This window comes from Cerasibacillus sp. JNUCC 74, from assembly GCF_053667775.1.
On sequence record NZ_CM132207.1, the window covers coordinates 954,217 to 969,025 of the forward strand.

Genomic DNA, 14,809 nt, shown 5'->3' on the forward strand with positions numbered 1-14,809 from the left:
AAAAGCAGGCTTGCCGCTCAGGCGTCGTTTTAGAGACATGTATCTTTTATCCCGAATGTAAGGAGCCCGTACTTCCTCATTTCAAAATTGTGCTAAAAATGTTGTGAACATGATGAGAAAAACGGGTCCTAAATCCCCGATCGTTTAAGGCCTTTATGTCATACCCTTGCGGTACTAACATTCAAGGAGAAAAGCACTCCTTGAATGAAGTTTCCCTTTATCTCGTCTGAAGCTCTGCCGTTTGTATCCCGCTAACCAGGCAATTCCAGTTTTGGTTCCACTATAGGAAAGTATAAAACTAAAGGCTTAATCGTATAAGAAAAACTACAGCTCTCGCAAAGGATTTGGCGACAAGCCTAGTTTTTCTAAGCTTCATGGAACGTGTTTATCCCTGATGAATTGTTACACAGCAAAAAATAGTTGATTTAACAGATAAAAAGGATGATCAAAATGCAAAAGAAACTGAATACACGTTCGATGATTTTTACATTGTTTGGCGACTATATCCGCTACCATGGTAATGAAATATGGATGGGGAGTCTGATTAAACTATTGGAACCGTTTAATCATAATGAGCAAGCTGTACGATCAGCTATTTCCAGAATGAGTAAGCAAGGGTGGGTTGTCAGTCGTAAAGAGACCAACAAAAGCTATTATTCATTAACCGAGCGAGGAAAGAAAAGAATGAAAGAAGCGGCCGGTCGTATCTATAGAATTGAGCCGGAGAAGTGGGACGGAAAATGGCGTATGCTTCTATACAATATTCCTGAGGAAAAAAGGCAAATTAGAGACGAGTTGCGAAAAGAGTTGATTTGGAGTGGGTTTGGTTTACTATCCAATGGGGTTTGGATTACACCGAACAATTTGAAAAATCAAATTAACGATATTATTGATAAATACAATATAAGAGAATGTGTTCATTTTTTTACAGCTGACAATGAAGGTCCACAATCGAATAAACAGATAATAACGAACTGTTGGGATATTGACCATATCAATAAACAATATCAAATGTTTATTAAGTTTTATGAAAGGGAAATGGTTGAAAATCGTCAAAAATTAGAGGAAGGGAAAATGAGTAATCAAGATTGTTTTGTAGAACGTACGCTGTTAGTTCACCATTATCGTAAGTCACTTTTTATTGATCCTGGTATCCCGCAAGAGTTATTGCCCGAAAAATGGCTGGGTGAACAAGCAGCCAAGCTGTTTAGCAGTTATTACAACATTCTTGCAGAAAAGGCAAATGCATTTTTTGAGAAGGTTTATGCAGAAGGCTATACGAATCAAAAAAATATGAGTACTCCAACTATCTCCAACTTTTTTGAATTAGTAAATATACCTGACTCATCTGACGAAAGATAGGGAGTGGTGACCGTCGTAAATAAATTAACCCAATTATTGAATATAACGTATCCCATTATCCAGGGAGGGATGGGAAATATTAGCGATCCGTATCTTGCTGCAGCTATTTCCAATGCGGGAGGACTAGGGACAATTGGTGTTGGAGATTTGCCGGTAAATGAGGCAGTTTATAAAGTCACGGAAATGTTGAAGCAGACGTCAAACCCGTGTTGTGTAAATATACCGATCGCTGTTCATCCGAATGTTAGTCACATCGTTCAACAGATGATTAATCTAAACGTTCCAGTTGTTTCACTATCCGCAGGCAATCCTGCTCCGTTCATTTCTTTATTCCAACAGCATAAGATAATTGTCATATGTGTGATAGCTACTGTTCGACAGGCAAAGAAGGCAGAAAAAGCAGGAGCCGATATTATTGTATGTGAAGGCTATGAAGCAGCAGGGATTAATGCCAAAAATGAAAGTACAACGATGACATTAATCCCACAAGTTGTTCAACAGGTAAATATCCCGGTTGTGGCTGCTGGAGGAATTGCCGATGGAAAAGGACTTGCTGCAGCTTTGGCACTTGGCGCTTCCGGAGTACAAATGGGAACTCGTTTTATTGCCACAAAGGAAGCGCCTTACCATGAAATATATAAACAGGCAATTATCCAAGCTACGGATGAATCAACCGTTATTGTCGGACGCAGATTTAATCGCATTCGGAGGTTAATCAGAAGCGAATATACATCCAAACTGTTAGAGATAGAAAATAAATATGATGATTCAGCGTTATTTTCCGAGCAGACAACAGAAACCCATCATAAGATAGGAGCTCTCGATGGTGATATGAAGAATGGATTTATTAATGGAGGACAAATTGCTGGTCTTATTGAGGACTGTCCTTCCGTATATGATTTGCTTGAAACAATGACAGCTGACGCCAAACAAATATTAAAACAAAGCTTGGGGAAATTAGAGTAGCGTAGTTTCATGTTATAAAAAAGCGGTCTTTCTTATTGAGATTGCTTTTTTTAATGTTCTTGGAAATTATCATTTTTACATAGTTATAAAAGCAGCTTTTTTAGTTTTACGTGCGCAAGCTGTTGCAAAGTTGCTTGTTTGGTTCCTGCCGATATCCATCGTTTCATTATATTCTATATGGTTATATTAATTTTGTTCAAAGCGAGAAAAATACGTATTTTTACATGTGGGAGAAAAAATCCTTCCACATAAAATTTTTATACACGTTAATGTAAAATGAAATTTGCTGCATCATTTTTACTTTTTATTAAGGTCCATTCCACCATGAAAAACAGATAATGAAACTAATTTAATATTATAAGTTAGTATAAAATCTACTATTACCAGAACAACGGGTAACCCTAATCGTTTCTATTATTGCTACTAAAGCTACTAATACATCATACCGGCTTGTATAATAGTTTAGCAGTTTGTATAGCTAGGTTACTTTAAAACAAACTTTTTTATGTGTTTAGTTGCTCCTTTAGTAAAGAAAATGCCCATGCATTCTTCAATTAAACTAGCGATCTCATCTAGGCTTTCGTGTGTAGCTGGAACACTTATATGGTGTCAATGTATTTATGTTATCATCGTGTACATAAAACTTAAGATTGCTCATCTATTAAATACCGTCGCAAAAAATTTTCTCGTAAATCATTAGGGGATAATTAGACTTGTCTTTTCGTTATTTTCTAACAGGATTATTCATAATTGGTTGAAAAGCAACATTATGTTTTTCTTCATTATCAGAAGCAGATATATATCCAACGAACCGTAGTACTCAATATGCTTTTTATTTTGCAAACTTAATGAGAGAAAGGCACCTAAATTCTCGATTCGTTCTACTAACATTTAGTAGGGGATAAAGAAAAATTTCTGCTGAATGAACTTTAACTTTAAAATAATTCGCATCTTTTAAAGCGCTTTTTTCCTATTTGAGGAAAAATCAAAAGTTTTAGCCGATTTTCCGCCTAAAAACAGATGAAAAATCGGACTATTTTCTCAATAGGGTATTATTTGAATTTATGTTACAATATAACTATACATATAAAAGTACTAATTCTAGAATGGCAGGTGGGAGATTGATAGAAATTGGTTCTTTTATTAAATTAGAACGAACGAAGCGTAATATGACACAAGGGGAATTATCAGAGGGTATTGTTTCATTATCCTATTTATCAAAAATAGAAAACAAAAAGACAAAGGCAAGCCCGGAAATTATTCAATTACTTTGTGATCGATTAGGAATTGAGGTTATGGATGGAACGGATTTACAGATTGAGGAGAAGTGCAACGAATGGTATGATATGTTATTTGACCGATATGATAAGCAGGTTATGATAGCGAAGTATGAAGAATTACAACAGCTAATGAATCGAAGCATTAATAATCATACACTTATGTTTGAAATTCATCAAATTCGCTACTATTGTGTTTTACGTGATCTTGAAAAAGCGTTACAGAAAATGAATGAACTCCATGATATGGCTGATTCATTTAATTATGAAGAAAGTTATTACTGGCATAAATTTAAAGGAAACTATTATACATTTAAAGAAGAATATGATAAAGCGATCAGGAGTTACAAATTGGCAGAGGAACAGATTCGGTTAGCCAATATTGACGAGCAGGAGATTGCTGATTTGAATTATGCTTTATCAATAGCCCACAATAATCTGTGGGAAGATCTAGAGGCTATTGATTACGCAAAGCTGGCGATGGAAGTGTTTCAGCGGAATTATAATTTTATCCGCTGTGCACAATGTCATATCTTATTAGGGATATCATATCAAAGAATTAAAAAACCAGATAGGGCTATAAAACACTATAATTTGGCAATGCATTTGGGAGAATTAAATAAAAGTCAGGATATCATTTATCTAACGCATTATAATTTGGGGTATTTCCATTCAGTAATAGGAAATTCCGAAAAAGCCATCAAACATTATTTAATAGCTATAGAAGAAAAAAATTTAGAGTATAAAACTAAATTAGAAACGTTTACTCGGTTAATCCAAGAGCTTTATACAATTGGGGATTATGAAAAAGCAAAAGCATGTTTGCAACAGGCTAAGGAAATACTGGAATTAGCTAAATGTAAATATGATAAATTATATAACAATTTTTATGACTACATTATTCAAGTATATACGTATTTGCTAAATGGCGATGTAAAGAAGTTTAAATCGATATTAGCAGATGACTTTATACCTTATTTAATACAACAGGAGGATTATGGAAATTTAGTATTTTATGCAGAACTGTTAGCTGTTCAACTAGAGAAAATGGGTAAGTATAAGGAGTCTGTTCAATATTATAAAGTAGCAAACAGGAGTTATAACAAATTAATCAAATTATAGAGGAGGGATAGAAGATGAGAAAATTAGTAGTATCAGTAACATGTGGTGCACTGCTTATTGGCGGGTTTTTATTTACTAATAAACAATATGAAGACACAGCATCCCTAACGCCTACTCCTACGGCTAAATCAACCATTCCAACCAGCAATTTGTGATAAAAAACCCTAGAAAAATTGAGTCCCTTACTTTTTTCTATACTTTCGATACTTGAGTATAAGGTGCTCTTGTAAATCCCAGAAAAAATAAAGCGTGAGCTTGAGCTCATGCTTTATTTTTTCTTATATAGTTAGATAAAAATTCACTAACAAAAAAACGATGAATCCTGCTATTAACAATAAAAGTGAATTTATCTTGATATCTTTATTAAATAATTCAAGAATACTATTAATGAATAAAATCCTGCCAATAAAAAAACGACCAGTATAAGGCTATATTAATACTTGTTTTATTTGGATTTTTACTTGGTTTAAAGAACAATAAATCATTCGGTATGGGTTTAAAAACAAAAGTGCAAATACATAGATCATCAGAAGTTTTATTAACAGATATACTTTTTGATAGGTAGTAGGGGGCTTACCATTCGCCCCCTACATTAAAAATTGATATATGGTATATAATTCATCTGTACTATTTTAAAATTTGTTTAAAATCTTTGCCTTTTGCTACATATGTATCAATGGATAATTGGATGAGTTCAAGGTCTTTTGCAGATACGTCACGAACTATTTTTCCTGGCGAGCCAACAACAAGCGAACGAGATGGTATTTTTTTCCCTGGTGGTATAAGGGTGTTTGCACCAATAATGCATTCCTCACCAATCTCAACATTATCTAATATCGTTGATCCCATTCCAATGATCGACCGCTTCCCTACCTTACAACCATGGAGGATAACATTATGCCCAACGGTAACTTCGTCCTCCACAACTACAGGACAACCTTCAAATAAATGAATGGTAGAATTGTCTTGAATACTACATTTTTCTCCTATCATTATTGAATCTTCGTCACCCCTTAACACCGCATTAAACCAAATAGTAGATTTTTTTCCGATGGTTATATCTCCGATCAAGTATGCTCCTGGCGCGACAAAAACGCTTTCATGAATGGATGGCTTGTGATGGTTGTATGGAATAATCAATATATCACCTCTCGAAATAGTTTGTATTTTAAGTTAATTATAACATTTTATAGTTAATTTGAGGAGCGGAATATAAGTTGAAATAGTTCTATATTACGAAACACTTAACCATAATTAGCTTGTCAGGCGATTTTGTATCTAATGGAATAAAGGCATTATGCTAAAGGAAACAGTTCGTACGCGATCTTCTACATGGTTGTAACTACAATACAAAGTCACACAGAGATAGAATATAATCTGTGTGACTTGCTTGATCAATACTCACTAATAAAGAGATCCATGTTTTAGAAAAGATAACATTCTAATTGATTGATTTTCTCAGTCCATATATTTCCGGATTGATATCTTTAACTCTTGGAATGCGACGTAAATCAGATACGATAAACCAAACGAATGAAATAGAAAGCATGCCAAGACCGCCAATAGCGAATACAAGTTGCCCGCCTAAAACCGATCCTAGTGTTCCCCCAATCAAAAACCCAATAGGCATGGCTGCAGAGGATACACTTGAAATAACAGAAAAAACTCTTGCTAATAGTGAATCTGGAATAATGCGTTGACCGGTTGCTGCTAGAAGTATCTGTGTAGCACCAAGCGGTATAAGGGAGATGCCATATAAAATTACAGCTGGTATATCCCATGGCAGAAATGCGGAACTAACCCAAAATGCGGCACTAATCATATATGTTACGATCATTGTCATTCCAAGTGGAAAAGTTCCGGCAAGCGAGCTTAACAATGCCCCAATCAAAAAGCCTGCGGAAAATGCTCCCATTAGAAATCCATATATAGCGGATCCTCCTCGAAAATCCGCATAGACAGGCATCACCGCCAGGGCGATACCGAAAGAAAAGTTGGCTATAATGGTAGCGATGAAAAACTTGCTAATAATCGATTGAAACACATACTGAAATCCTTCTCTTAAGTCTTTCCCATACTTTTTAAATACTTCTGTCAGTCTCTGCTTTTCTTGTTTCTCTTTTTCGTTTGCTTTTAAAGCAGGCATTGACCAAAACAGGAGTAAGGCGAGAGTAAAGACAATAGAATCTAATAAATAGATAGTGATAGCACCAACCATGTTTATAAGTATGCCAGCAACGCCATTAAACGTCATATCGATGCCCTGATTGGCGAAAGAGAAAAGGGAGTTTCCTTTAATCAATTCGTCTTTTTTTAATAATTTTGGTAAGGCTACTGTTTGTGCTGGATAAGAAAACTGTTGAATACAAGATATAATCGGCATAATGATAAGTACAATCCAAACATGTAAATTTTCCGTATAGTGAGCAATTGGGATGATAAGTACTAAGATAATTTGGCATACCTGTGTTATCATTAATGTTTTTCGTAAGGACCACCGATCAATAAAGGGCCCAGCTAAAAATTGAAAAACATGAGGGATTCTTGTCAAAAATCCAGCTAAGCCAGTGTAGAATGCAGAATGACTTAACTCATACACTAACCACATTGCTGCAATAGCATACATACTGTCGCCAATATTGGAAGCAATTTTTCCTAAAAAAAGCTTTGTAAATTGTTTATTTTTTAATAGTATCCACATAGAGAAAAACCCGTTTCTTCTATATTATTTTATCCTATATCTAACGTGACCCAAGACCTACCACTTCAAGAGTAGAGAATACGAAGAAGTTTAAATAAGAGATAACGACAATTACATATCCAACTCGTTTGAAGATAACAGGACAAGGAAAGCTATGACAGCGGCACATCGCGATTTTTCAAGGACAAGAAAAACTTCGATAGCGATACTTCGCACAAAAAAAATGCCCAACTAAAAGAAGGTTCACTTTATTCAATTAAGTGATCCCAAAGCCATTGCTCTGGATATTTAGCAATCCATTCTTCTCCTTGTGCAAATAAATTCTGCAGGAAGGTAGACTGAGATAATGTGTTAGGATCAAGTGTATCTCCAATCATAAAACGAACTTTGTTCTCCTTTTCATTCCAAATAGAGCCAATCGGATATACTTTCGCTGATAGACGTTTAGCCAGTACATAAACGCCAATTGGAGCTTTAAATGTTCCACCTAAAAAACTTATTTCTTCTTCCTCTTGATTAATTCCATATGAAAACTCTGGAAAGATGATGCCGGTTGCTCCTCGCATAATAGATTTTGCGAATTTTAAAGGACTTGTGTGTGAAGGAACAGGAACCATATTTGTAGAGGTGCTGAATGTTGCTTCAAGGTATGTATCCATCCAGTGAAGAATAATATCTATTTCATCACTATTTACGAGTATAGTGGTTTTATCAAAGTAACGTGTAATTAATGGCATGGACATGGTATGCATTCCCATATGAAAGGGAGCTAAAATAATCCGGTTTTTTGAATGGGGTGTTTCGATCATTTTTAACATGCGATCACTCTCTGGTTCGATTATCTGATCGTATTGTTTATGATATAACGCCAGTGATAAGTAGGTCCAAGCAGACTTTCTTTTTTCTGCAAATAAACTATAAGCATGACTGATTTCCTCTGCATGTGGCTTTAGAGCTGAAAATTTATTTATGATATTTACGTATTGCTGTTGATTTTTTTCTAACTTTGCTCTATTTGAATCGAATTCTGTATTAACGATACTGTTAAAAAAATGGTTTGCTAGTTCTCGTTTATCTTTTGTTTGAAAGGGGATGCTTTTCCAAATAGAATGGAAATGTAATAAATTATTAAAGCTTAAAATTGACATGTATGATCACCTTCTTTTTTATTGTTTAGCAAACGATATCTGTTTCTATATTATGGATCACTTTAAAAAATAACGTCGTCTAGTTAAGTGCTCAAGCTTAGCAAACTTCGCTCTTTATCCTACGATCAGTCAACATCGGCTCGAATCTAAAGGAAGGACATAATAGCGAGATCGTCGCTCAGGTGTCGGCATACCCCTGTTTTAGAGGCATGTTTCCTTTATCTCGATTGTAAGGAGCTGTATTTCTATCATTAAAAAAATCTCTTATAATATCATGAACTTTATGAAAGAAATGGTTTTTAAATTCCCAATTCGTTTGGCGACAGAACAAGTAAAGCTTCTTGAATAAGCATCGCGATTTTTCAAGGACAGAGAAGCTTCGGCAGCGATACATTGCGGTTTTTCATTAAATAAAGTTTCACGAGTATCTCATCACAAGTTCCGTTACACGTCGCTAGCCGAGCGCTTCTAGCTTTTGTTCTAAGTAAAGGAATTTAAAATAACAACGATTTATTTCATATTATCAAGATTTAAAAAGTTTAAAGTTTTATAGTTTCTTTTATTATTTGTGACGTTCCAATATATTCTGTTGTTAAAACGGGAGACCATTAATCTTGTTGAACGTGCTTTTTTAATCTATGATGTAAAACTAGCAAGATTCTTCCGTATATTAGCACACATCTCACAATTTGAATTACGTGAACCAGATCGCCAATTGAATTTTCCAGTTTCTAAATCAAAATCACCCATTCCATTTACAAGCAATGGTTTTGTTAGTTTTGTAATAACAGCAACTGTGTCTGAAATAATAAAGCTTACTAGAATTTGTATCAATGGGTTAAAGGAACCGGAAATACCACGAATATGTTGATGAACACTATGGATATCTTTACGGTCAACAAGCTGATCATAACATTTCCAACACCCGGTTACTCCAGGAATCACAGTAGTACCTGTACTAGTAGAATGACCGTGATAGCCACCACCAACAATATGTGGAATGTTGAGTTTTGTTAAATAGGGAGTGATCCAATCAGCTAGTGTATCTACGGAAGGTTCATCAGCACATAATATTACTACCGAGCAAGTTTTTAGTTTTTCTAAGATGTGTGGAGAGAGCTCCTGTGTAATAGGGGAAGCCAGCCCCTCTATCAACGTTCCGTATCTATTATGTAATATTTCTTTTAAAACGGTAACTTTTAGCTCGCCAACAGAACTTTTAGGATATAACGATTGATGAGTCAGGTTGTGAGTGCTCACGTGATCATGATCAATAAGAATAAGTGAAGGCACTCCCATTGCCGTTAATTCATGTGCAACTCTGCTTCCAACGCCGCCTACTCCAATAATTCCAACTCGGGTGGAATTCCATGCTTGTTCACTTTCATATAATTTATCAAGAGAAGATGTTTGTGCAGCGAGGTAACTCCATAAACGGCTATCTCCTGTTAAATTCCAAGGTTGATTACCAGATAACAAGATTTTATCTTCTGATAGAGTTTGTAACGTTTCTTCTAATATTTCCTTTGAAATTTCATGTTGTTCTCCCCATAACAGAAGTTCTTCAAAGGTACGAGGTTGTTGTAAGTAGTTTAAAAAATCAATAAATACACTCATACTTTCGTATACAATGCTTTCGGAACGATTTAACAATTTACAAATAATTTGTCCATGTTCCGTTTCTTCTACCTGAACATCTGGTTGCTTTAACCAATATGTAGGCAATATAATCTCCCCCCGGAAAAAGAAGCCAATCCTGTAAAGAATCGGCTTCCTTTTGATTAGCATTTTTTGTTATCGGATGTAATTCGGCTTACACATTTTACCATTTCTACCACCACCTTGGTTTATTTATAAAATAGTATAATATCATTCCAAAAAATAGTCAAATTTGAATTTTTTGTTAAAGGAAATTAATAGATTTTTTACAACTTTATTACATTATATCAGTATTTTGAAATTTTAATAGAGTAAGACAAAAGAGTTATCTTGTATTTAAGCTATGGGAGGAAGCATATCTGTTGACCATGTCCATTTATGTGTGAAAATACCACCCTAGATGAGTCTTTCAACATGTTGCACGTATCTTCTTTAGGGCAGGTGATAAATTATCAAGACGAATGGTTTTAGGAACCTTACCATATAATGAAACAATCGCTGTAAGACCTCTAGTAAACACTCAGAATTAGGTAAGGTGTACAGGTTGAGAACGACCGTGTATTGCTTGAAGAACTATATTCATGGGTATATAAATCCGATGCGCAATAGGATGAAAAATCCATTATAAGGAAGATATACGTATAGACGAACAAAACAAAGTAAATCTTGCTGTATCTGTTATTTTTGAAGTTATTCCGGGTAAACCCAGCCCTGAGTATGAGCGATTAAAAGAGGCTGGCTGCACAAGTATTTGCGGCAATTCCTTTTGTAGCATTAGGTGCAAAGACGGCATTGCGAATTATAGCAACTGCTGCAAGGGGAACAGGGCCATTAGGGTTTGCTGCTAGTGTAATAGCTGCATTAATATTAGGAGAAATAGAGGATATGGAAGCTGATCCTACAGTGTAAAGCAGGAAAGAGAGAGGTTAAATATTTAATCTCTCTCTTATTTTTTCTTGTAAGGTAATTTTTTATTTAAAAACTGATTAACTTCCTCAGCTTTTTCTCCAGCCTTGATAGCGTAAACAAAGTTAATGCTATCAACATAAATAAAAAAACGATTTTCTTCTTTACTATAATAGTCGATATCTTCCCATTTATTTGCTATATTTTTTTTCTTTTTTTGGCTCATTTGGAAATAAAGTAGCATGAACTCCCTCTTCCGATATTGTTGTATGATATTCACCTAATAAGCCTATGTTTTCTTTTGTTAAACGTTTATTTGTATTTTTTATAACATCCCTTTTGTGCTCCTTTAAAGCAAGAATAGGGGAAATAATCAAACTGAAAAGAGCTAAATATAAATATGTATTTAGCCCACCATCTAACATGAGAGTAGCAGGATAGCATATAATAAGTGAAAGCAGTAAAAGACTTATGACAGCCCATTTTTTAGATTTGTTAGCTTTAGTGCTGTTTTCGTAATAATTTTCAGCTAACTTTTGAATATCCCCTTCGTTTAAGTTATAACTTAATTCAATTTTTGTCATGTAAAACCCCCCTCTATATAATTAAAATATCTTTCAATTGCTCTTGTTTTCTTAGAATTTCTCAAACACCTCTTTAAGAATGAGTGAGTGAGAACCCGAATCGTTCCAAATAATGAATATTCTAACAAGACCTTATCTATTCTAACGACCAAGTTTGAAGGGTTTGGTTAAAAAATAGAGATAACCATAAGTCCTCTTTACATCTCTTATGGTCGCTCACCCTCCCAATTTTAACATAAGAGCACTATACATGTGTAAAACGTTTTTTTCTATTCAAGAAATAATTATTTAATCAAAAAGGAACGCACGTTCCATTTAATGTGGTATAATTTCTAATATAGAAATTAAACAGGGGGGTTATAGTGTTAAAAAAAGAAGTGAAAGAGAAAAAAGTAAAATACAAGTTATTAGAAAACCATTTAAAAATTATAAACAGTATAAAGCTGCGATAAGTATCCCCCAAACAATTAGACTATTTAATTCAGGACTTTAGGTAAATTACCAATTAATAACAATGATGAAGTGGAGTTTAAATTAAATATGAGTTGTAATCTCCAACAATCAATCGATCGCTCTTCCTCTTTAAAAGCATTGATTATTCATGAAGATCTTATCCAAAAGAAAACGATTCTCAATTCTATCGAAAAATCATTAGAACAACCAAATAGAGAATGATTATGTTCATTTACGGTACTTTCAAGAAAAATCTGTTGTAGCTACTTCTATAGAATTGGGTTATAGCGAAAAATATCTGTTCCAATTGAAAAGAAAGTATTAGAAAAGCTTCTAATACCGCTGAATGGTTTGTTAATTGTGTAATTCAATGAAGATGCCCATTATCGTGTAGATGTACACAAAAAACTGGTGTGGGAATTCCACACCTAGACAAAACAAACTATATCTACGCAACCTCTCATTAAAACCCATGCTTCAGTTTAACATTTTCATAGTTTTCCTTGTAAACCTGGTTCATTTCGTTTAGCTGAATTATATTTTCTATAAAGCGATTCGTCAAGGCATGACTTGCTTTTCCATCAAAATATTGATTGATTTTGCTTAAAATGTTCTGATGTTTTTGGGAAAGTGACCAAACAGCGTAACTATGCTCTAAGTATAACCTTGTAAACTCTACATTTTCTTCTAAATCCTGTTTGATTTGTTTCTTTAACAATTCTTTTTGTGCATTGGTTTCCAGGTAATCTTTCCACCAATCACTTATATTACTCATTACCGCACCATCCCTTATTGACGTATCTGTAACCATTGAGCAAGTATTTGATCCATGTGTTTAAAATCTTTACTCATTTTTTCCATATTGTAAGCTATTTCTCCCGTATCATTTTGGCTTTTTCGGAGTTTTTCTAGAAGATGTTCAAATTCATTTAAATCAATTAATAATGGTGTACCATCACTCTCAACATCAACTAGTTCACGAAAAGTTTCATCTACATGAGCAGTGTTTAATTTATCATATTTTCCTGAACCGACCATATTTCTGTATGTATTTTTTAACTCTTTCATTGTAGCTATATGATCATCAAGTAATCGAGTTAGTGCCCTTCTAGTAGTTGCAACCAACTCTTCACTTTCTTGCATCTCCATAGCCAGTTGATGCATTAGCTCGGTTTGAATACGGACATGAAAGTCATGAACGCCACTATTTTTCAATTCTAGCGGAGAGGATAGCAACTGCCCCCGGATTTTTTCACCATATAACAGGTGAGGGAGTAAATATCCTTCTTCATTAAACATCCCCTCACTTAAATAGTTCTTGATACCGTGAGTCTTAAGTGTTTTTCCATTTTTGTCTGCCGGATTGCCGACATAGTATACGGAGCCAATGGATTGGTTATAGAAAGTACCAACGATGTCATTAGGGTAAGTGTAAGAAATAATATTATCTTTAAATTCTCCATTTAAAGCTCGTTTCTGATCTTCTTTGGATAAAAGATCAAACACGTCAGCTGCAGCAAACGTAACGGCGTTTGAGTCATGTTTGACAGCGAAATATTGGGCAAGTCCTCCACCTAGAGAATGTCCTGTAAAAACGATGTTGTTCGCTCCATGTTTCTTTACATATTTTTCAACAATGGGTGCAGCTTCTGTAAATTGATTTTTGTTGGTATACGTGAGGGTTTTATCTTTGGAGTTAAGTTTCGCTTTCCCGGTTGTTAAAGCTGCGTCTTGGGATGGAGTTCCTAAATAAGGTGTTTTTCCGTATTCTTTTTTGGTATAATCGGAATCACCAAGAATAATTCCCTGAATATCTTCTTCAATATCTTTAGAAGACTCTGTTCCCCTGAAACTGATAACGATTGCATTTGTATCGGGATTTTGGAGCACGTAACCGTCTAATCCAGTATCAGGGCTTTTAATGGTTTCGGTGATTGTCCAAATTTTTACATATGAAGATGTTTCAATTTGAATATTTTTTTTATTGTTCCTATAAGTGTCGTTGGAAATAATACTTACTTCGTAATCAGTAATGTCTTTACCCATAAACAAATTCCTTTCAAAATAAAAATAAGGAGTGAGTTTTTTTGAAAAAAAGTCTAATAATTGTGTTTACTCTCTTTTTTTCTATCATTATACTATTAGGAGGATGCTTTGTGAAGTCAAGAGAAAACTATGATGAGGAAACTAATGCAAAAGCAAAAAAGATAACAGAGAGTTACTTAAGAAATAATTTTAAAAACATTCAATCTGTTGAGCTAGAAGAACCGTTTCAAAGTGAAATGGGGGCTTTGACTGTTGAGGGTACTGTAAATAATAAAGCTGGTTTCCATGTAACTTTCAATGATAAATTAAAGATTCTTTCAATTGGTACAAATGAAGGTTTTCCTGACAGAAAAGAAGAATGTAAGAAGAAAACATGTGATTATTAGATTTGTAAGTTATAGATTTCTTTCAATATTACTAACTACAACACTTAGGTGCACACTAAAAAACCGATGTGGGATTTACGCATCGGTTTTTTTCTTTTCCTTATATATAATTAAAGTGCCTCTGAAGTTTCACTTTATCGTATAAGAAAAACTAGCCTTCGCCATAAAGACTTGGTGACAAGCCAAGTTTTTCTAAAGA

At 34.4% G+C, this 14,809-nt stretch carries 13 protein-coding genes; 6 read left to right on the top strand and 7 right to left on the bottom strand.

Annotated features, from left to right (window positions below; genetic code table 11):
• Positions 1-450: 450 nt before the first annotated feature.
• The 4 genes from paaX (at position 451) to JNUCC74_RS04355 (ending at position 4,882) form a co-directional block, all read left to right on the top strand.
• On the top strand, positions 451-1,362 hold the full coding sequence (gene paaX / locus JNUCC74_RS04340; protein ID WP_454067058.1) for a phenylacetic acid degradation operon negative regulatory protein PaaX: 912 nt from the start codon (positions 451-453) through the stop codon (positions 1,360-1,362).
• 6 nt (positions 1,363-1,368) lie between these two features.
• Complete coding sequence (locus tag JNUCC74_RS04345) at positions 1,369-2,328, top strand: NAD(P)H-dependent flavin oxidoreductase (protein WP_077319681.1); 960 nt, start codon at positions 1,369-1,371, stop codon at positions 2,326-2,328.
• A 1,121-nt stretch (positions 2,329-3,449) separates the two neighbouring features.
• Positions 3,450-4,727, top strand: coding sequence for a helix-turn-helix domain-containing protein (locus tag JNUCC74_RS04350; RefSeq protein WP_454067059.1), 1,278 nt, complete (start codon positions 3,450-3,452; stop codon positions 4,725-4,727).
• Positions 4,728-4,741: 14 nt separating this feature from the next.
• Positions 4,742-4,882, top strand: a complete 141-nt coding sequence (locus tag JNUCC74_RS04355) for a hypothetical protein (RefSeq protein WP_179104368.1) — start codon at positions 4,742-4,744, stop codon at positions 4,880-4,882.
• Between the two features lie 472 nt (positions 4,883-5,354).
• On the opposite strand, the gene JNUCC74_RS04360 is transcribed toward JNUCC74_RS04355, so the two are convergent.
• The 5 genes from JNUCC74_RS04360 to JNUCC74_RS04380 all read right to left on the bottom strand — a co-directional run bounded on the left by JNUCC74_RS04360 (position 5,355) and on the right by JNUCC74_RS04380 (position 11,725).
• The gene (locus JNUCC74_RS04360) at positions 5,355-5,867 is read right to left on the bottom strand and encodes a gamma carbonic anhydrase family protein (protein WP_077319683.1); all 513 of its coding nucleotides are present in this window, start codon (positions 5,865-5,867) and stop codon (positions 5,355-5,357) included.
• A 301-nt stretch (positions 5,868-6,168) separates the two neighbouring features.
• A complete protein-coding gene (locus JNUCC74_RS04365; RefSeq protein WP_454067060.1) occupies positions 6,169-7,428 on the bottom strand; it encodes an MFS transporter in 1,260 nt (419 codons plus the stop codon).
• 248 nt (positions 7,429-7,676) lie between these two features.
• Positions 7,677-8,576, bottom strand: coding sequence for an LpxL/LpxP family acyltransferase (locus JNUCC74_RS04370; RefSeq protein ID WP_454067061.1), 900 nt, complete (start codon positions 8,574-8,576; stop codon positions 7,677-7,679).
• A gap of 636 nt (positions 8,577-9,212) precedes the next feature.
• Positions 9,213-10,301 carry a ThiF family adenylyltransferase gene (locus JNUCC74_RS04375; RefSeq protein ID WP_179104369.1) on the bottom strand — a complete coding sequence of 363 codons (1,089 nt, stop codon included), beginning with the start codon at positions 10,299-10,301 and terminating at the stop codon, positions 9,213-9,215.
• 1,031 nt (positions 10,302-11,332) lie between these two features.
• Positions 11,333-11,725, bottom strand: a complete 393-nt coding sequence (locus JNUCC74_RS04380) for a hypothetical protein (RefSeq protein ID WP_454067062.1) — start codon at positions 11,723-11,725, stop codon at positions 11,333-11,335.
• A 540-nt stretch (positions 11,726-12,265) separates the two neighbouring features.
• Between JNUCC74_RS04380 and JNUCC74_RS04385 the strand changes: the two genes are divergently transcribed.
• Positions 12,266-12,400, top strand: a complete 135-nt coding sequence (locus JNUCC74_RS04385) for a hypothetical protein (RefSeq protein WP_454067063.1) — start codon at positions 12,266-12,268, stop codon at positions 12,398-12,400.
• Positions 12,401-12,641: 241 nt separating this feature from the next.
• Here the strand turns inward: JNUCC74_RS04385 and JNUCC74_RS04390 are convergent, their stop codons facing one another.
• Positions 12,642-12,953 carry a hypothetical protein gene (locus tag JNUCC74_RS04390; RefSeq protein ID WP_454067064.1) on the bottom strand — a complete coding sequence of 104 codons (312 nt, stop codon included), beginning with the start codon at positions 12,951-12,953 and terminating at the stop codon, positions 12,642-12,644.
• Between the two features lie 14 nt (positions 12,954-12,967).
• On the bottom strand, positions 12,968-14,224 hold the full coding sequence (locus JNUCC74_RS04395; protein ID WP_454067065.1) for a lipase family protein: 1,257 nt from the start codon (positions 14,222-14,224) through the stop codon (positions 12,968-12,970).
• A gap of 110 nt (positions 14,225-14,334) precedes the next feature.
• On the opposite strand from JNUCC74_RS04395, the gene JNUCC74_RS04400 reads away from it, so the two are divergent.
• A complete protein-coding gene (locus tag JNUCC74_RS04400) occupies positions 14,335-14,610 on the top strand; it encodes a hypothetical protein (protein WP_454067066.1) in 276 nt (91 codons plus the stop codon).
• Positions 14,611-14,809: the final 199 nt, after the last annotated feature.